The sequence below is a fragment of the Candidatus Arsenophonus phytopathogenicus genome, assembly GCF_056113345.1.
Genome location: NZ_JBUIOB010000017.1, coordinates 257,410 through 277,678 on the forward strand (window position 1 = coordinate 257,410; position 20,269 = coordinate 277,678).

The following is a 20,269-nucleotide window of genomic DNA, read 5'->3' on the forward strand; positions in this document are numbered from 1 at the left end:
TTTTTTGTTTTGTTATTATATTTAGATAAATTCGAATGCATCACCATAAAGATATTCAGGGCTGATCCCTCTTTCACTACAAAAACGTTCCCTCGCGATTTTTGCCATTTCAAAACGCCCGGCAATGTAAATTTCATACTTTGTAAGAGAACCAAAGTCATCCAGTACAGCACTCAAAACCGTACCTGTCTGTCCTCGCCAATCTGATTCAGGTTGTTCAACAACAGGAATAATTTTTATGTTGCGATATTGCTCTAAAAGAGACTGCAATTCACCCAAATCATAAAGATGCTCTAATCTTCGTCCTCCCCAATAGAAGGTAATATCTCTGTCAGGGTTTTCTTCCAATGCAGCATATAAAATAGAGCGGGTATAAGAAAATCCTGTTCCCCCGGCAATAAGAATTATTGGTTTTTTACTTCCCTGGCGAAACCAAGCTTTACCATGAGGAATATCAATATTGATACTATTTTGCGCAAAAATACGCTCCATCACCGCCATAGCATAAAGATTAAACTCTGACGCACCGATATGAAGCTCAATTAGTTTTTTTTCTGAAGGAATTGAAGCCAAGGAAAATGGACGCTTATCACGCTCATCCATAATGACCATTAAATATTGACCGGCACGAAAGGAAAATTGACCATCAGGTAATAAGCGAACTCGATAGACCGTATCAGTGATAGATTCTATAGAAACTACCTTACAACTTAATGTCGACATTCACATCCTCTCATAATTTAAAAATATCTAATTCATGCCAAATGTCATCTATCCGTTTTTTTATTTTTTCTGTCATAACAATTGGACGACCCCACTCTCGTTGTGTTTCACCCGGCCATTTATTGGTTGCATCAAGTCCCATTTTTGAACCTAAACCTGAGATAGGTGACGCAAAATCAAGATAATCGATCGGGGTATTTTCCATCATAACGGTATCTCGTGCTGGATCCATTCTGGTTGTTATTGCCCAGATAACATCATTCCAGTCACGTGCATTAATATCTTCATCACAGACAATGACAAATTTTGTATACATAAATTGCCGTAAATAAGACCAAACCCCCATCATAACGCGCTTAGCATGCCCAGCATATTGTTTCTTTATTGTTACCACGGCAAGCCGATAAGAACAGCCCTCAGGAGGTAAATAAAAATCAACAATTTCTGGAAACTGTTTATGTAATATAGAGACTAAAACCTCATTTAGTGCAGCACCCAAAACGGCGGGCTCATCAGGGGGCCGGCCGGTGTAAGTTGAATGATAAATAGCATCACTACGTTGAGTAATATGCGTAACGGTAAATACCGGAAATTTATCAACTTCATTATAATAACCAGTGTGATCACCATAAGGCCCTTCCGGTGCAAATTCTTCAGGATCAATATAGCCTTCCAGAATAATTTCTGCACCCGCCGGTACCTCAAGCTCATTAGATATACATTTTACAACCGTTGAACGGTGCCCGCGTAATAATCCCGCAAATGCATATTCGGAAAGCGTATCCGGAATAGGTGTCACCGCGGCTAGAATAGTAGCAGGATCAGCCCCTAAAGCTACTGCGACAGGAAAAGGTTTAGCGGGATATTTATTACACCATTCTTGAAAATCCAATGCCCCACCCCGGTGAGATAACCAACGCATAATCAACTTATTTTTAGTTAATAGTTGTTGCCGATAGATACCTAGATTTTGCCGTGTCTTATGAGGCCCTCGAGTAACCGTCAATCCCCATGTTATAAGTGGTGCGACATCTTCTGGCCAACAATGCATTATGGGAATACGAAATAGATCAACATCGTCACCTTGCCAAATCTGTTCTTGACAGGTTGCCGACTTTAACCTTTTGGTTGGCATATTAAGAACTTGCTTAAATTTTGGTAACTTGTCGATTAAATCAGCGAATCCCTTAGGTGGATCCGGTTCTTTAAGAAACGCCAATAATTTGCCAACTTCATGCAATGCTTGGATATTTTCTTGCCCCATCCCCATCGCAACGCGTTCAACGGTCCCAAACAAATTACACAGAACTGGTATAGAAAAACCTTTAGGGTTTTCAAATAACAGTGCAGGCCCACCGGCCCGCAGAGTTCTATCTGCTATTTCTGTCATTTCTAAATAAGGATCGACTTCATAGCTGATACGCTTCAGTTCTTTTTTTTGTTCTAATAATGATATGAAATCTCTCAGATCACGGTATTTCATTATATATTTTCTACTTTTTAATTTGCTGGAGCTTCATTATAAATTGTTCCATGCAGGTTACCAATAAAGGTTCAATCTGTTCAGATTAGTGAATATTTTGAATTAATTACAATGCAATTAAATACATTGATAAGGAACCCATTTTTTTAATATTTTTGTATCAAATTGCTCTGGAAAATGTTGGTTATACTGAAAAATCTTAAATCCTTCATTTTTGCCACTAAAATAATGTAGTTCATTATCTTTAATCTGTAAGCCACTACCTTCACGTAAGGCAATAACAATTTCATGGGGATTGATCACACAAAACTCAGCAATACGATCATCTCGTGTTTCTCCCATATGCCCACTAATATGACTATCAATATAGTGCGGATTAATTTGTATTGGAAATAGCCCCAAGGAAGGCATTACAACTACATTAGTTACAGGCATATCATTGGTGGTTCTTATACTAGGAGTGGCGACATTGCATCCTGCACTCCAGCCAATATAGGGAATATTACGTTCAAAAACAGCACGCTGAATAGCTACGATCAATCCATTTTCATGCAGGCATTTATTTAGCCACCAAGTATTTCCTCCACTAACTAAAATACACTCCACTGACTCAATCGCCTCTACAGGCGACTCAAAGTGTTCAATCGAAACCACTTCAATACCTAATGATTGACTAAGCTCAGCAGCACGTTGATTATGATCACCGCGTAAGACAGCATAAGGGACTAATACCGCTTTGCGGATCTGACGACGTTGAAACATCTCTTTTAAACGTGATGTTGCATAATTTAGCCATTGAGAATTCGTAGTTAATCGACCATTGCTAAGAAGAAAAATATCCATCTATCCCTACCTTTTATTAGATCATCATATAAAACTATATTAATTGAATCATAAAGAATTAATCATGCTGGTTCTGGCGACATATCTTAATAATTTACAATTTGATATAATGATAAAGTGTAATTTTATTTTTGAGCCATAGCATGGAAAATTGGTATCTTCTTTACTGTAAACGCGGGCAAATAGAGCGAGCAATAGAAAATCTAAAAAGATAGCATGTTATCTGCTTAACGCCAGAAACTAAAATACAAAAAATGGTGCGAGGCAAACGCATCACAATTACTGAAGTATTATTTCCAAACTACCTTTTCGTTAAATTTAATCCTGAAGAAATCCATACCACAACGATACGTTCAACTAGAGGGGTTAGCCATTTTATTCGATTTGGCCTCTATCCTGTGATCGTACCAAATAATATTATTAATGAACTAAAATCCGCATCTAAACAAGAAATCGTGGCACCAAAGACGCCAGTATCAGGTGATACTATCATCATTACTGAAGGTATTTTTGAAGGCCTAAAAGCAATTTATTCAGAACCTGATGGTGAAAATCGTTCAGTTATTCTTCTTAATATCCTTAATCAAAATGTAGCTAAGCTAATAGATAATAAACAATTTAAGAAAAGTGATTGATTGTAATTAAAAAAAATAGCGTTTTATTCTATTATTTCATTCGAATTTTTATCATCTGCTGCTTTGCGGCCCTTACCAACATAAAATCGTGACAACAACAAGCCCAATTCAAATAATAAATACATTGGTACCGCCAATAGGGTCTGAGAAAACACATCTGGTGGCGTCAAAAACATACCTACAATAAAAGCACCCACAATAATATAAGGACGCTTACGTTTTAAAGAATCGGGCGTCGTAACGCCTGTCCAGCAAAGTAGAATAATAGCAACTGGAACTTCAAACGCCGCACCAAAAGCCATAAAAAGTGTCATGACAAAGCTGAGATATTTACTAATATCAGGAATGAAATTCACACTTTCTGGTGTGGTTTTTACAAAAAAACCAAATGCTAAAGGAAAAACAACAAAATAGGCAAAAAGCATCCCCAGGTAAAAAAGTACACTACTGGAGACCAGTAAAGGCAACATTAAGCGCCGCTCATGCTTATAAAGGGCAGGAGCGATAAAAGCCCATAACTGATATAAGATCACTGGAATAGAAATAAATACCGCCACCATAAACGTCAGTTTAATCGGGGCAAAAAAAGTTGATGCCACATCAGTCGCACTCATGCGAGAACCGACGGGGAGCTGTTCAATCAAGGGTGCAGCAACCAAATGATAGATATCATTGGAAAAATAGACCAGAGCTAGAAAAACCACTGCAACAGTAAGTAAGCTATAAAGAATGCGTCTACGTAATTCAATCAAATGGCTAATAAGTGGTTGAGGATCATCAATAGACATAGACTAATTTTCACCGTTAGTTTGATCAGAGCGCTTTTTTACTTTCTCTGGTGGAGATTTGAGCGTATTTTTACTTTTAGTAGAACTATCTGACGCGGTTACCAACTGATCAGTCTGTGCTGGCTGAGATTGTTTATTGGTTGTTATCGGTATTTCTTCATCTATTTTAGCGGCGCTATTTTCATCAAGATCGCTAGTGAATGCTTTTACTTTAGCCAATTCTTCTTCGATACGACTGTTCGATGATTGATAATTTTTCTTTAATAGCTCAGTAGATTCTCTCAATTCTTCCATCGATTGTTTAAGTTCCGGTGAAAGGGTCTGTAATTGTGCTTTTTCTTCTGCCTTCCTCAAGGTTTCCTGCAATTCCTGCAATTTTAACTCTTGTGAGAGTTCATGCTGAACATTAGCAGCCAATGAACGCAACGCACGTATCCAACCGGCAACCGTTTTGACGGCTATCGGCAAACGCTCCGGACCAAGAATCGCTAGGCCGATAATCATAACCAATAACAGTTCACTAAAACCAATATCAAGCACGGTTTATACCTACTCTTTATTTTTTTTACTTTCAGCCGTTTCTTTTGTCTGACTTGTTGTTGTTTTCTCAGTAATATTTTTGGGTTCAAAATCAGCATCAGTATGCTGTTTTTCTGCTTCGTTAGTATCATCAGTTTTACTGTGATCATCACTCATCGCTTTTTTGAAGTTTTTCAATGACTCCCCCAAATCTGAGCCGAGTGAGCGTAACTTCTTAGTACCAAAAATTAAAACAACCAGTAAAGCAATAATAAGAAGCTGACCGGGACTACCAAATGTAGCCATAGCAATTGTTGTTCCCATTGATATATACCTCTACGAAATTAGGTTCAACTATGTATAACCATATTATATACAACTAACTTTATCTAAGAAACATGCAGAGCCTAAGATAAATGTGTTTAAAGACGAACTTTAGCCAATTTTACCTGTTCGATACCATCCTATAGCCCATGAAATTATACCGAAAGATATAAACCCAATAGCAGCAATTTTTGAATCGAAAATCTGCAATAAAGTACCACATAACAAGCAAGTTGCTCCAATTCCTAGTAAATATTGGCCTTGTCTTTGCTTTACTTGTCGCCCTTGTAGCTGGACTGTGAATTTATCGATACTATCTTGTAAATATTTATGCTGCTTAAGCGCTCCGTAAATAAGATCGGGAATTTCTGGCATTTTTTCTGCCCAATAAGGTGCTTTTTCCTTAAACGCACTAATAATCGCGACTAAACCCATTTGTCGATGTAGCCAATCTTCAAGAAAAGGTTTAGCTGTTTTCCACAAATCTAGTTGCGGATAAAGCTGCCTTCCCAATCCTTCAATATAGAGCAAAGTCTTTTGCAGTAATACTAGCTGAGGCTGAACCTCCATATTAAAACGACGGGCGGTATTGAATAAATTGAATAAAACATGACCAAAAGAAATTTCAGCTAGCGGTTTCTCAAAAATTGGCTCACAAACGGTTCGAATGGCAAATTCAAAATCTTCTACATTAGTATCTGGTGGTACCCATCCCGAATCAACATGTAATTCAGCTACCTTACGGTAATTTCGATTAAAAAAAGCGATAAAATTTTCTGCCAAATAACGTTTATCTTCTTTATTTAGCGAACCGACGATACCACAATCAATACCAATATATTGCGGATCTTCAGGATGTTCTCGACTAATAAAAATATTACCAGGATGCATATCAGCATGAAAAAAGCTATCGCGAAAAACTTGGGTAAAAAAGACTTTTACTCCGCGTTCAGCTAATAACTTCATATTAATTCCCTGTTTCTGTAACGCGTTAATATCAGAAACTGGAATACCATAAATACGCTCCATAACCATCACATTTTCCCGACAGTAGTCTGAATAGACTTCAGGAATATAAAGCATGGAGCTATTTTCAAAATTACGCCTTAATTGGAGAGTATTCGCCGCCTCACGCAACAAATTTAATTCATCAATTAATGTTTTTTCATACTCTCGAACAACTTCTCGTGGACGTAAACGTCGTCCATCCGGGAAAAGAGGGAGCCAATTAGCCAGCCGATACATCAAGCCTATATCGGCTTTAATAACCGGCAATATACCTGGGCGAATAACCTTAATTACAATTTGTTTATTATTTTGTTTTAATTTTGCAGTATGTACTTGAGCAATCGATGCCGAGGCTAAGGGCACCTCATCAAAATCATCAAACCAGGTTTCAAGTGAACCACCTAATGACTGTTCTATATGTCGGCGAGCCAATCGGCCATCAAAACTAGCCACTTTATCTTGTAATAACGCTAACTGATCAGAAATTATCGTTGGAAAAAGATCGCGACGAGTAGATAACATCTGACCAAACTTAATCCAAACCGGGCCTAAATCTTGTAGAGCTAAACGTAAACGTTCACCAAGGGATTTGTCTTTATGCTTATTTGATAACAAAAAAAAACAACGGCGTCCAATCCTTAAGGGTAAAGTAAATTTAATTTTGGGAATGAGTTCATCTAAACCATAATTTAGAAATACTCGAACGATAAAATAGAGACGTTTAATTTCTCCTGGTCTCATATTTTTCCTCCAATTTAGCTAAACGTTGTTCCAGTGCTGAAATATCTGCCGCCACCTTCTCAACCTTATCAGCAAAACTTAGAACTTCCAATGTATTAGGAGACATTCGCCATTCTTCCACCAATACATTTTTAAACTGTTTTTTTTGTTGCTTTAGCAACCCATTTATTCCAACTATACCTTTTTTAACCCAACAACTCACCCCTTCGGCAACAACATCACCGACATAAGGAGCAAGATAATGAGCAGGATCCCATTCAGTCGCATCTAGTAATGCAGACCAATGCTGCACAACTTGCATATCACCCTCTATAACAACCCTACCGTCGTTGATCAGAGTCGAAAGTTGCTGTTTATCTTTAAGATGCCTCAAGGTCACTAACGCGGTTTTTATCACGCAATCTGCCGGTGTTGGCCACTGGTTTACTACATCAACTCGTTGCTCAGAGAATATAAATATCAATGGTTGAGATAATTCTTTTAAATCAATCGCCAACACTTTGCCAACCAACCTTACTCTGGCTGATTTCAACGCCACTTCCTGATAAAAAAATCTATTCAACATAAGCTGTAAAAAGGAAGCAATTCCGTCATGTAATAGCGGGATTTTTGAATAGCTTTTGGTTGACGGGGTATCCATCTTAAAATTTGAACCCTCTGTGTAGGGCCACAATTCCACCGCTCATATTGGTATAAAAAACTTGTTCAAAACCGACTAACTCCATCATTGCTTTTAAAGTGTCCTGATCCGGATGCATGCGAATAGATTCAGCCAGATAGCGATAGCTATCAGCATCTTTGACTATCATTTGACCAACTCGGGGTAAAATATGAAAAGAGTAGACATCATAAGCTTTAGTTAATGCTGAAAAAATCGGTTTTGAAAATTCTAATACTAATAAACGACCACCAGGTTTTAACACCCTAAACGTTGATTTAAGCGCTTTATCTTTATCAGTAACGTTGCGCAGGCCAAAAGAAATACTTATACAATCGAAGTAGTTATCAGGAAAAGGTAGTTCTTCAGCATTAGCCTGAACATAATTAACATTACCAACAATACCTCGATCGCGGAGCTTTTCGCGCGCCATTTTCAGCATAGAATCGTTGATATCAGCCAGAATAACCTCACCTTTTTCGCCAACTATTTTGGCAAATTTAGCGGTCAAGTCTCCAGTGCCACCAGCGAGATCTAAAATATGTTGCCCACGGCGAGCACCACTGGCTTCTATCGTAAAACGTTTCCAGATTCGATGGATCCCTAATGACATCAGATCGTTCATAAGATCATATTTGGCAGCCACCGAATGAAAAACAGCAGCAACCAAATCCGCCTTCTCATCCTTGGCTACTTTGCGAAAGCCAAAATCAGTGCTTTCTTTAATTGGATCTACCATAATTTGCGCTCATTTAATCATTAAAATAATCGAAATTGTAATCATGTTTATTGTAAGATCTTATTTACGATCTAACGATTCTTCTTAATTATGATTTAGCAGTCTGTTTGCTAAATTCAATATCAATCGGGCGTTTAACTTCTATTCCTAATTCTTTTAAACTTTCCGCCTGGCTAATCAAATTACCTTTTCCTTCCGCTAATTTTTTGATCGCCGATTGATAATTCACCTGTGCTTTGTTCAAGCTCTGACCTAACACCTGTATATCATCGACAAATAACCGCATTTTGTCATACATTCTAGCAGCACGCTCGGCAATTACTTGTGCATTTTGACTCTGTCGTTCATAACGCCACAAATTATTAATTGTACGAACTGCCACCAATAAAGTTGAAGGACAAACGAGTAAAATATTATTCGTCAAACCTTCGTCAATAAGTTCAGGCGCTTCGCGTAAAGCAATCAAATAAGCCGGTTCGAGTGGAATAAACATTAATACATAATCCAGCGATCTTAACCCATTTAATTGATGATAATCTTTTCGGCCAAGTTCTTTTATATGATTGCGTACTGAATTAACATGCCCTCGTAATGCCGTTGCCCGCTGTTGCTCATCTTCGCTATTAAAATAGTGCTCATAAGCTGTCAATGACATTTTGGCGTCAATAACAACATCTTTACCTTGTGGTAGACGAATAATCACATCAGGTTGATAACGACTATTGGAGGTATTAATACTGACTTGAGTTTCAAATTCATGCCCCTGCCTTAGCCCAGAAGCTTCCAATATGCGAGAGAGAATTGTCTCACCCCAATTTCCCTGAATTTTATTATCTCCTTTTAACGCTTTAGTCAGATTAATCGTTTCTTTTGCCATTTCTGCATTTAATTGCTGAAGTTGACGAATTTCATGAGCTAGAGTATGGCGCTCACGCGCTTCCTGACTAAAACTGTCATGTACCTGACGGCGAAAACCGTCTAGTTGTTCGCGGAAAGGAGTTAATAGTGCAATTAAACTTTGACGGTTCTGCTCAGAAGCTCGACGTTCATTTTGTTCAAAAATACGATTGGCTAAATTCTCAAATTGAACATTTAACCGCTGCTCACTATTGAGTAACAGCCTCTGTTTCTCTTCAAAAGCCAGCCGTGTCTCTTCAAGCCGAGTCATGACTTCACGTAGTTCAACTTCTTGATTACGATTAATTTCCCTTTGTGACCTTAATTCTTGGTCACGGTGCTCACACTCAATTTTCCAATATTCAAGATGGGTAATTTTTTCCTCATAGCTAGCTTGGATACTGTAAAAATCTCGCAATTCAGATTCTTTTTTATTCATTTTTTGCACGATAATTAGCCAAATTAAACTACCACCAAAGAGTGTGCCGGTAAGAAAGCCAATAATTGCATATAATAACTGAATATCCACCTTGGTTTCCTTAAAATAGTCTTTATTTTATAAAGTAACTTAGTGGTATACTGTATAAATGTCCAGAATAAATTTTGCTTATTTTGGTCAACAAATAGCACCAGGATGAAATTTAACGGCTATTTTACCCCATCCACCGAGCAAGCCAAGATAAACCAAATGCCCCTGGCGCTAAAATAGCAAATGCCCAGACCATAGCAGAAAGTAAATTAGCGAGTTGAAAATAATGTTTAGGCATAGCACAGATGCCCGCTACCAAGGGAATTACCGCCCTTAAGGGACCAAAAAAACGGCCGATAAAAACACTCCATACTCCCCAACGTTCAAAAAAAAGATGACCTTGATCGAGCACTTCAGGACGACGAGAAATTGGCCACATATGGCGTACGCTGTTCTTATAATGAAAACCAAACCAATAAGATAACCACTCGCCCAAAAAAGCACCACAGGCAGCAGCTAACCATATTGGTAAAAAAGTGAGCCCATTATCACCAATTAATGCGCCTAAACCAAGCAAAATCACTGTCGCGGGGAGTAATAATGAAATGAAGGCTAACGATTCACCAAAAGCTAATATAAAAACAATAAAGATAGCTAATATTTGATGGTCACGAGCAAATTCGGTAATAACATTAATAATCTCTGACAATGTCAATTTATTATTCCTATTTCAGTTAAACATTCGTTATTATGCAGCCAATAATGTAAATTATTGTCAGATTAAAATATAATAATGCGGCAAATTTAACTTACAAAATATTAAATCTAAGTTATTTTATTCTATGCTATTATCCGGCTATTAACATTCATTAGTTTACTAAAAAATACCAAATAACAAAAATTATCCGTTAATTTATCAAAATAAAAATTACTGAATACATTCGATAAAAAATAAAACGAGAATCACTTAATACAAATAAAAACAGCGATTAAATAAAAAAAGATATAAAATAAATTTATCTCTATTTTCATAAAAATAACAATTAGTTATACTCGTTTTATCGAAAAATTAGCCAAACCTGCAGCACTTATTAATTTAATAACCGGCGAACAGCATCAACCACGATCCCTAAAACATTCCCTTCTGTTTGGCGTAATAATGTTTTATCTGGTGTTTCTTGTTGTGTACGGTTAACAATCACGCCAGCTATCATACTTGCTGATAATCCCTGGCTTGCACACATAGTAAGTAAGGTGGCCGATTCCATTTCATAATTAATCACTCCCATCTTTTGCCACTCTTCCATCGATCCGCGAAAACGACGAACAACGCGCCCACTATAGGTATCATAACGTTCCTGACCAGGATAAAAAAGTATCCGAAGGCGCAGTAATACCAACATGGGTTGTGCTCCCTGCTGCTTTAGCTGCATCATAAAGCGCATTGGTACAATTAAAATCAGCTACCGCAGGATATTCTAAAGGCGCAAAATGTAAGCTAGCACCATCTAGACGTACTGCGCCAGTAGTAATAAGTACATCACCGACATTGATATTTTTTTGAATTGCCCAGTAGTACCGATACGAAGAAAAGTACGTATGCCTAATTGTGCTAATTCTTCAACGGCAATAGAAGTCGAGGGGCCACCAATACCGGTTGAACAAATAATAATCGATTTACCATTAAGTTCAGCACTCCATTAGGTAAATTCACGTAACGAAGCCAGATATACCGGGTTATCCATTAATTTGGCAATTTTTTCTACCCGATTTGGATCGCCAGGCACAATAGCAAGCGTTGCACCTTGTAAGTCATTTTTAGTTAATCCCAAGTGAAAAACATCAGACATAATTACACCATACTGTATTTTTAATTTATTTAATCCATTAATTTAATAATAAAATGATAACCTTTTAATGATAGGGATCATTTAAAACAATAATGAAAAGCTGCTTTTACACAAAAATATGATCAAATTATTTATGCTAGCTTGATCATATCGTATTTTTAATAAATAAAAATCACTTATTTAATTAAAAGGATCCGGTAAATCTTTTAAGGCTTTTATTGTATTTTTAACTTATCACTCACTATTATTAACGTATGACTAGCAAAGATTTTAATAATTTCTAAACTTGTTGAATTTAAAGATTGGAAGATACCAATCGTTTAACCAATTTTGATGTTGCAAGGGGGTTACCATGGGATTTTTAGATCAACTTACCGATATGGTTGGTGGTGAAAAATTTAATCAATATAAAAATATTTTAAGCTGGATTGAAACACAAGGTGGCATTCGGGGCTTAATTAATAAATTTGAGCAACAAGGATTTGGTGGAATTATTCAATCCTGGATAGGCTCAGGGGAGAACTTACCCGTAAGTATGGAGCAAATTAGCTCAATATTTGGTACAAGTAATATTTCTGCCTTAGCCAGTAAAGTCGGTTTAAATTCAGAAAAAACGTCTTACTTAATAGCAGAGCATTTGCCTAAATTAGTTAATACAACAACCCCAGATGGTAAAATACCGGAAAAATTAGATTTAACGTCGATTGGTCTTAAACTACTAAAAGATAAATTTTTTGGTAGTTAATCATTATTGCCCATCCCTGTTACGATGGGCAAATTTCGTTTAATTAGCGGCGACCATTTCCGTCACTCTGGATCCAATCGTTGGCGTTCAATATATCTTGCTTAAAGTTGATCGATAGAGCCAATGCCGATGTACCCAAAGAGATAACAACAGTAGACTGCTACCTAAAATAAAGCTAAGCCAATCGGGATGCTGTTGCCAGACAACAAAATTGACCAATAGTCCGGCTGGTACCAACATATTATTCATAATCGCCAACGTACCAGCATCTACCTGCGTCGCGCCATAATTCCACATAAAGTAGCCAATACCAGAAGCGCCCACTCCCAACCAAATTAAAACACCCCACTGTATTTTTGTGGTGGGTAATTTACTAACATCACCAAATATCATCCAACCGAATAGTGCTATAGTACAGGCTCCGATATAGAACCAAGAAAAGGCTTGCTGCTGTGGAATTGGATAAATTTCCATCATTCTTTTGTAACCAACTTGGCCAATCGCAAAGGAAATATTCGCCAATTGCACATAAAGTAAACCTAGCCAAAAAGATCCGCTCAAATGATCATAACGAATGATAGCCGCTCCAATCACTGCCAGCATTGCACTCAACAAATATCCCCAGCGTAGATGCTGCCTTTCCAATAAATCATAAAATAACGTTATATAAAGCGGGGTTAACACTGTAAAGAGTAAAAATTCAACGACGCTAAGATAGTTATATGCCTGAAAAACAAATAGATACATGATGCCTAACTGAAAAGCACCGACTAGCATATAAAGTAAAATAATTTTCAACGACAATCCACGCCAACGTAGAAAAGGTAAAAAAACCATTGTCGCCAGAGCAACCCGGACTAACACAGCAAACCAACTATCAACTTGGCCTGCTAAATATTCGCCGATTAAACTAAAAGACGCAGCCCACAGCAGCGTCGTAATAACTAACAATCCCATGGTCTGTCTCTTAGTAGATTAATGCTCTTTATCAATCAACAAAGCTTCCATCAAATCAAGATCTAATAATAGTGTTCGCATGGTTTCATTACTGATCTCTTTCGTTGCACGTAAGTGATATAACTCTGCCCGCTCGGCTCGTAACGCCGTTAAACGAAAACGACGCTCTAAATCTTCTATTAACAAATTATGCTCCATTTCATCCTGAACGGCGGTTCTACGACGCAGATAACCAGTAACACGGGAAGCAACTTCATTAATAACGTCAGGATCTAGCGCTTCTTGAGCATCGGCCGAAAGGCACTCTTCCATTTTATTTAAGCTCACAATAGCCACTTCCGCCATCGCCGCTTTTGCCATTCGCATCTCATTAATATCTGCCAGTTTGTCACCCACTTTAAAGTTATGCAATAAAAGCGGCAAAGCAAGCACGCCAATAAAAATCGATAGCATAATAACCCCAGCGGCAATAAAAACTAACTGATAGCGAGCAGGGAAAGGAGTACCATCGGTAAGAAATAGCGGTATGGAAAGGACACCTGCCAAAGTGATTGCTCCACGTACTCCGGCAAATGACGCTAACCACAATTCACGATAAGTATAAGAAGCAAATTGTAACGGCCGTTTTTTTAATAACAACCGACTAAATCGCTTCATCAACCATAACCAACTAAACCTTAACAATAATAAAGCGGTATAAATAATGAAAACGGCGACAAATAGCATCCAAGTTTCAACACTAGGATCAAGCTCAGCTTGAATAACAGAGGTTTCCCAGATACCTGGTAACTGTAAGCCAAGCATGATAAAAACTAAGCCATTAAAAACAAACTCCAGCATCGACCAAACATTATCCGATCTTAACCGCATGGCTAGTGGTGCATTGCGAATGACCCCAGCTTTACTGATGGTTATGCCCGAAGCAACAGCCGATAAAATACCAGAAAAACCAATATGTTCAGCAATAAGATATGAGGCAAAAGGTAATAATAACATTAAGATCAACTGGGTTGCCGGATCATCACCACTCCAGCGACTCATAATGCGCAGTGATTTGCTATAAATCCAAGTCACTGCAATGCCTATCAATAAACCACCGACAGCAACTTTAAAAAATTCAAGGGTGACACCAGATACAGTAAAGATCATAGTTCCCATAGCAATGGCAACAGCAAATTTTAGTGCCACCAAGCCGGAGGCATCATTCATCAGTGCTTCACCCTCTAACACACTCATCATCCGCTTCGGTATTCGACCTCGACCGACAATTGAGGAGAGAGCCACCGCATCAGTAGGGGAAAGAACTGCCGCCAATGCAAAAGCCGCAATAAGCGGGATACCTGGTAACAGCCAATAGATCACGTAACCTATTCCAACTACCGTTACCAATACTAAGCCTAAAACTAGGATAAAAATTTCACGTCCATTTTGAAAAAATTCACATGTTGGAGTTTTCCAACCATCAACAAATAATAGCGGCGGGATCAACAGAACCAGAAAAAGCTCTGGATCAAAATCAACATGTAAACCAAAATGCGGCCACGCTAACAATGCTCCTATCGCAATTTGCATAATAGGCAACGGTATACGAAACGGAATAACTTTTGTAATAACGCCAGATACTGAAACCACCAAAATCAAAATGAGGATGGTAAAAAATATTTCCATATTATCCTTACTTATAAGTCTGAGTTATAAGTCGAGCAAAGTATTATGCTTAACAGATATTGATATAAAATAAGACTGTGCTAGAGAAAAAATGAACTAACCGTCGTAAAACTACTATATTTCGCCATATTCTATCCTTAACAACAAACTATCAGTGACAATATTTTTGACTTTAAGATTAATCGTATCAGTTAACTTTATATTCCATTTTACGTTGGAATTAACATCAACGTCTATAAACTTAAATAGCTAAGCCACTAATGTAAAAAGCGACTAATATTATTGCGATCAGAACGGTACCAATATTTAATTTACGTCACTCTCCGGCACAAATGCGGCCAATCACTAAGCCAGTAAAACCAAGCATGATACCAGTGACAATATTACAGGTTAAGACAATGAATACTGCACACAGTAAACCGGAAACGGCATCAATGAAGTCATTAAAATCCAGTTGAGCAACATTACTCAGCATTAACAAACCAAAAGACATCAATGCTGGGGCCGTTGCATAAGACGGTACTAAATAAGATAAAGGGGACAAAAATAAAATTACCAAAAACAACAAGCCAACCACTACCGCAGTTAATCCTGTTTTGCCACCCGCAGCCGTACCCGCTGCCGATTCAATATAAACTACTGCTGGTGAAGCGCCAATGACACCGACAAAAATACTGCTAACTGAATCTGCGGTTAACGCTTTACCACCATCAATAATTTGACCATTTTTGTCCAACAGTTGAGCTTGACCGGCTACTGCACGGATTGTTCCTGTGGCATCAAAAATAGCTGGCATAACCAAGGCAAATAAACTGGGTAAAACAACTGGCTGTAATGCGCCAACAATATCCATACTAAACAATAACGATAAACCGTCTTCACCCAGGGTTGGTAATTTAAAGAAACCTTGGTATTTCACTTGCGGATCGAAAATTAAGCCAATAATAGAAATCACAATAATCACCATTAATACCCCACCTGGAGTTTTTCTTCTTTCCAAACCAAAAATAACCGCCAAACCAATCAGTGACATGATCACAGGAAAAGAAGTAAATTGTCCAAGCGCAACCGGCAAATCGGCCTGCTCATTTTTTACCACCAAACCAATGCCATTGGCGGCTATCAAAAGCAAAAACAGCCCGATACCAATTCCTGTCCCCTGAGCAATCCCTTTTGGCATACTGCGTAGAATAAAACTACGTACACCAGTAATGGAAATAAAAGTAAATAAACATCCCATTAAAAAAACGGCACCTAAAGCAACAGGAATGCTCACCTGCTGACTAAGAACCAGACTAAATGCGGTTAATGAAATAGCACAACCGATAACCATCGGTAAATTAGCCCATAACCCCATCAATAATGAGCCAAATCCTGCTACCAGGCAGGTTGCAATAAAAACTGTTGTGGGTGGGAAACCGGCTTGACCTAACATACCAGGTACCACAATAACAGAGTAAACCATGGCCAAAAATGTGGTGACCTGCAATAATCTCGCGACGAATTGTTGAGCCTCGTTACTGTATTTAAAAAAATGATTTAATTTGCAATTCAAAGGAGTTTGCCTAGCAGACATGTTGATCCTCTGTTTAGAAATTCAAGATAACTTTCAACTATGAAAGAAAAAAAGAGATTTTAGAGACGCAATTATCTGGTGATCCTAAGGAAATAATCAAGCATTTTTCACCACAAAGATAATTAGCGCCATTTTATTGTTATGAAAAACCAGGCAATTTTTCTGTTTATTTTTTATGATAAGGCAACAAAAAGTAGCACCCTATTGTAGATAAGATAATGATATTATTTTGTCAGGCAAAAAAATTTTATTGAATGAAATCAACATTGAGTAATTAAAAATATTATTTATCAATATAAAATGTGCTATATCAGGCTTCTATCCCAGCATACTTTTTTTTCTGCTGTTTAAAGATAAACACCAGTCTATGCCTTCTACATTGTGAAGTGATGGTGTAGTCGACAAACGGACTATCAAAATGTGCTGTACATCAATCCATCATCAGCGTCATTTGGTGATCACTGTAATGAACTTGGTATTGTTGACCATTCCTTAAATAAAGCAAAACTGAACATTTGGGGAGAAATTTACAAAGCATATTTTTTATTTACATTTTTATTATTTTTAATCTTACAAAAAATAATTATAGTAATTTCATTGTCAATTATATGCATTTTTATAAATCCAACTGAAAGACTCCAAATAGGATTAATTATATATGCTTACTCCACCCGTCAGTTCCTCCACGACAAACACCAATTACTTTACAAATTTACCCACTACATCTGCCAGTAGAAATTTGACAGCAGAAGATCTTCTTATTAAAAGTTTAGGTGGGATTGATAATGTAGAAAACAGAAGGTGGGCACAAGAATTACTCGCCAGATATGACTTTCCGCCAAACAGTTTTCATAGCCCATTGGAGTTTGCTAGGCATTACATTGAATGGGACCAAATACCACTATGGGCGGAGCGATATGAAATACCACCCATTGAAACTCGCGTTTTAGATAAAGCCGGAAATTATCATACCTTATGTTATTTTGCTAATCACACTATCAACGCAGGCTGTGACGGTGAAGTTTATCAAGACCATGATGAAAATTATGTGATAAAAAAATATTATGAAAAATATGACTGTCAACGTGACAGTCATATCGTTAGTATTAGTGGAAGTGGAAGTGGAAGTGGAAGTGGAAGTGGAAGTGGAAGTGGAAGTGGAAGTGGAAGTGATATTAAATCAATTGAAAAATCGATCGTATTTTTTTGTCATTACTATGGTGAAAACACCGCCAAAATTTATCACGATGATGAGCAGAATTTATTTGTCAGGATGAAAAAAATTGCCGGGAAACCATTAAGTCAGGTTGATTCATTTCCAGCAGAAGCAATTGAAAAATTTAATCGTATGTTAACTGAGCTGACAGAAAAAAATATTTTTCACTCAGATTTACAAAAAAATAACATTTTGTGGGATAGCGAAACAGGAAAATTCAACCCCATTGATTTTGGTAATGATCCTCGTAATCTATCCAAACTAAGTCAAGAAGATCTTTCTGATGCACTGCAAAATTATGCAAAAGATTGTATTGAATTTATCATGCAAAAAATTGAACCGCCGCCCCCTGGGCCAAATTTATTTTGGCCATGATAGTTAACATTTGATTTAAAATATTATCAACCTGTTATTAACATTCTCCTCGTCCTAGCAGGACGAGAATATTTATTATAATCAGAATATAACTTATGCAACCAACACGCCATAGGTTTATTCACCAATAAACTGGCTGTTTCATATTATGATTTTTTTTAAAATTTAATTAAATGTAAAATATTTATTTTTATTTCCGACACGAGTAAAGTCCGCCAATTTTAAACCAACAATGTTATTAACATTTATGCTAATATATTTATCGATGATCATTATATTATGCGAACCATTTGAGTATATTATAAACATAAGTCATTGCTGGTCTTAATGACAACGGTATTTATTTAATTAACTAATCTAATTTCATGGAAATAATAAATAACAACCCTTTATCCAAAACAGATATAAAAACGCTATTCGGTTTCTTACTGTTTATGTTAATTTACCTGCTGCCAGGTATCTTTGGACATAATCCTTGGAAGCAAGATGAAAATTATAGTTTTGGTATTATACAAACTATGTATGAAACAGGTAATTGGCTGATACCCACTAATGCCGGCCAACCTTTTATGGAAAAACCCCCACTCTACTATTGGGTTGCAACCACTGCTGTCCACCTGTTTTCCTCTTGGTTACCCATGCATGATGCAGCCAGAACGGCCACGCTATTTTTTTCTGCTTTGAGTTTATCTTTTTTTGTTTTGTTAGCTCGCCGTTTCTTCTCCGCTGACAGCTTCTCTGATTATCGTATCTGGATAGCATTGGCATTATTTGCTTCAGCGCCGGGTATATTACGTCATAGCCACGATATGTTTACCGATACTGCTTTGATAGCAGGCACTATTATTGGTTTATATGGCTTATTAGGTTTGATTAAGCAGGAAAAAAATCTCTTTTCCACCTTTTGGTTAAGCGCCGGTACCGTTATTACCATGCTATCAAAAGGAGTTTTTATCCCTGGCTTAATTTGGATCTGTTTAATTTTAGCGCCGATTTGTTTAAAAGCTTGTCGCAATAAACACTATTATTCTCTAGCTATTATTGCTGGCTTGCTGTCTTTAATTTTAATTTTACCCTGGCCAATTTTACTTTTTCGTGATAGCCCTGAGTTGTTTAAAGTTTGGTTTTGGGATAATAATATTGGCCGTTTTTTGGGTTTTTCAGTTGAACAATTAGGTGCAAAAGCAAAAGCCTTCCGTATCCCTGAAGCAATACTTCTTTTTGCCTTACCATCAGGTATCTTAGCTGTTATTTTTATTTTGAAACAACCAATAAAAAATCTAACAGCCAATAGGCTTTTTTTACCAGCCTGTTTTGTATTGCTAGGCGTTATTTTGTTACAAATCTCAGCCTCTGGCCGCGCGTTATATTTATTACCTTTTATCGCACCGATGGCATTATTAGCGACCCACTGTTTTTGTCTATTACCATCGCTGTTATATAAAATTGGTTATTACTTCAGCCAAATTTTGTTTTCCCTACTCATCCCTCTCTTATGGATTGGCTACGGGTTATCTTTTTCGACTAAACACCACCAATTGCTGCCAATTTTTAGCCAATGGTTGCCAAGTGGCTATCAGCCGCACTTTTCTTGGATGGCCTTTTTATTTGCGTTAACCATTACGTTGATCTGGTTGTTTAAAAAATGTTTTCTGGCCGACCAGCTGGCTTTAAAAGCGACTCAAATATGGTGTCTGGGACTCACTGTTATCTGGGGATTAGTCTTTACACTTTTTATCGGCTGGATAGATTACGCCAAAGGTTATCAAAATGTGTTTGCCGATCTAAAACAACATATTGCCAGCGAATTTCTCCCTACCGACTGTATGGTCTCCCATGAAGTGGGGGAATCAGAAGCGCCAATGCTTTACTACTACACCGGAATTTTACATCAATCACAATATCACTATGAAACACCGCCTAATTGCCGGTGGCTGCTCGATCTTTCAAAAGAGGTCAGAGAACCGCCCCCTGGTATGGAAATATTCTGGATCGGCCATCGCCCTGATGAAACAAAAGAGAATTTGGTGCTATATAAGAAGATCGATCGTTGAT

At 37.4% G+C, this 20,269-nt stretch carries 16 protein-coding genes and 3 pseudogenes; 4 read left to right on the forward strand and 15 right to left on the reverse strand.

Going from position 1 to position 20,269, the window contains the following annotated elements; genetic code table 11:
• Positions 1-21: 21 nt before the first annotated feature.
• The 3 genes from fre to pepE form a co-directional block, all read right to left on the reverse strand.
• Positions 22-723: an NAD(P)H-flavin reductase gene (gene fre / locus AC01GB_RS04590; protein ID WP_474450751.1), complete on the reverse strand. Its 702-nt coding sequence runs from the start codon at positions 721-723 to the stop codon at positions 22-24.
• Positions 724-733: 10 nt separating this feature from the next.
• The gene (gene ubiD, locus AC01GB_RS04595; protein ID WP_474450752.1) at positions 734-2,206 is read right to left on the reverse strand and encodes a 4-hydroxy-3-polyprenylbenzoate decarboxylase; all 1,473 of its coding nucleotides are present in this window, start codon (positions 2,204-2,206) and stop codon (positions 734-736) included.
• Between the two features lie 117 nt (positions 2,207-2,323).
• Complete coding sequence (gene pepE / locus AC01GB_RS04600; RefSeq protein WP_474450753.1) at positions 2,324-3,049, reverse strand: dipeptidase PepE; 726 nt, start codon at positions 3,047-3,049, stop codon at positions 2,324-2,326.
• Between the two features lie 143 nt (positions 3,050-3,192).
• Between pepE and rfaH the strand changes: the two are divergent.
• Positions 3,193-3,684, forward strand: a pseudogene (gene rfaH, locus AC01GB_RS04605) (transcription/translation regulatory transformer protein RfaH).
• Positions 3,685-3,707: 23 nt separating this feature from the next.
• On the opposite strand, the gene tatC reads toward rfaH, so the two are convergent.
• The 9 genes and pseudogenes from tatC to udp form a co-directional block, all read right to left on the reverse strand.
• Positions 3,708-4,472: a Sec-independent protein translocase subunit TatC gene (gene tatC / locus AC01GB_RS04610; protein ID WP_474450755.1), complete on the reverse strand. Its 765-nt coding sequence runs from the start codon at positions 4,470-4,472 to the stop codon at positions 3,708-3,710.
• Between the two features lie 3 nt (positions 4,473-4,475).
• On the reverse strand, positions 4,476-5,012 hold the full coding sequence (tatB, locus tag AC01GB_RS04615) for a Sec-independent protein translocase protein TatB (protein WP_474450757.1): 537 nt from the start codon (positions 5,010-5,012) through the stop codon (positions 4,476-4,478).
• Between the two features lie 9 nt (positions 5,013-5,021).
• Positions 5,022-5,315, reverse strand: a complete 294-nt coding sequence (tatA, locus tag AC01GB_RS04620; protein ID WP_474450759.1) for a twin-arginine translocase TatA/TatE family subunit — start codon at positions 5,313-5,315, stop codon at positions 5,022-5,024.
• Between the two features lie 111 nt (positions 5,316-5,426).
• Complete coding sequence (gene ubiB, locus AC01GB_RS04625) at positions 5,427-7,064, reverse strand: ubiquinone biosynthesis regulatory protein kinase UbiB (protein WP_474450761.1); 1,638 nt, start codon at positions 7,062-7,064, stop codon at positions 5,427-5,429.
• Complete coding sequence (locus tag AC01GB_RS04630) at positions 7,045-7,704, reverse strand: ubiquinone biosynthesis accessory factor UbiJ (protein WP_474450763.1); 660 nt, start codon at positions 7,702-7,704, stop codon at positions 7,045-7,047. Before AC01GB_RS04630 ends, ubiB begins: the two co-directional genes overlap by 20 nt.
• A gap of 1 nt (position 7,705) precedes the next feature.
• Positions 7,706-8,461, reverse strand: coding sequence for a bifunctional demethylmenaquinone methyltransferase/2-methoxy-6-polyprenyl-1,4-benzoquinol methylase UbiE (ubiE, locus tag AC01GB_RS04635; RefSeq protein ID WP_474450765.1), 756 nt, complete (start codon positions 8,459-8,461; stop codon positions 7,706-7,708).
• Positions 8,462-8,549: 88 nt separating this feature from the next.
• Positions 8,550-9,887, reverse strand: coding sequence for a DNA recombination protein RmuC (rmuC, locus tag AC01GB_RS04640; protein WP_474450766.1), 1,338 nt, complete (start codon positions 9,885-9,887; stop codon positions 8,550-8,552).
• A 124-nt stretch (positions 9,888-10,011) separates the two neighbouring features.
• On the reverse strand, positions 10,012-10,542 hold the full coding sequence (locus tag AC01GB_RS04645) for a DedA family protein (protein WP_474450768.1): 531 nt from the start codon (positions 10,540-10,542) through the stop codon (positions 10,012-10,014).
• Between the two features lie 376 nt (positions 10,543-10,918).
• Positions 10,919-11,677, reverse strand: a pseudogene (udp, locus tag AC01GB_RS04650) (uridine phosphorylase).
• Positions 11,678-12,029: 352 nt separating this feature from the next.
• Between udp and AC01GB_RS04655 the strand changes: the two are divergent.
• Positions 12,030-12,422, forward strand: a complete 393-nt coding sequence (locus AC01GB_RS04655) for a YidB family protein (protein ID WP_474450770.1) — start codon at positions 12,030-12,032, stop codon at positions 12,420-12,422.
• 87 nt (positions 12,423-12,509) lie between these two features.
• On the opposite strand, the gene AC01GB_RS04660 is transcribed toward AC01GB_RS04655, so the two are convergent.
• The 3 genes and pseudogenes from AC01GB_RS04660 to AC01GB_RS04670 form a co-directional block, all read right to left on the reverse strand.
• On the reverse strand, positions 12,510-13,379 hold the full coding sequence (locus AC01GB_RS04660) for a carboxylate/amino acid/amine transporter (RefSeq protein ID WP_474450772.1): 870 nt from the start codon (positions 13,377-13,379) through the stop codon (positions 12,510-12,512).
• Positions 13,380-13,397: 18 nt separating this feature from the next.
• Complete coding sequence (locus tag AC01GB_RS04665; RefSeq protein WP_474450773.1) at positions 13,398-15,047, reverse strand: Na+/H+ antiporter; 1,650 nt, start codon at positions 15,045-15,047, stop codon at positions 13,398-13,400.
• 241 nt (positions 15,048-15,288) lie between these two features.
• Positions 15,289-16,623 (reverse strand): annotated as a pseudogene (locus tag AC01GB_RS04670) (NCS2 family permease).
• A gap of 658 nt (positions 16,624-17,281) precedes the next feature.
• On the opposite strand from AC01GB_RS04670, the gene AC01GB_RS04675 reads away from it, so the two are divergent.
• The gene (locus tag AC01GB_RS04675) at positions 17,282-18,214 is read left to right on the forward strand and encodes an OspG family effector kinase (RefSeq protein ID WP_474450774.1); all 933 of its coding nucleotides are present in this window, start codon (positions 17,282-17,284) and stop codon (positions 18,212-18,214) included.
• A 434-nt stretch (positions 18,215-18,648) separates the two neighbouring features.
• Complete coding sequence (locus AC01GB_RS04680; protein ID WP_474450775.1) at positions 18,649-20,268, forward strand: ArnT family glycosyltransferase; 1,620 nt, start codon at positions 18,649-18,651, stop codon at positions 20,266-20,268.
• Position 20,269: the final 1 nt, after the last annotated feature.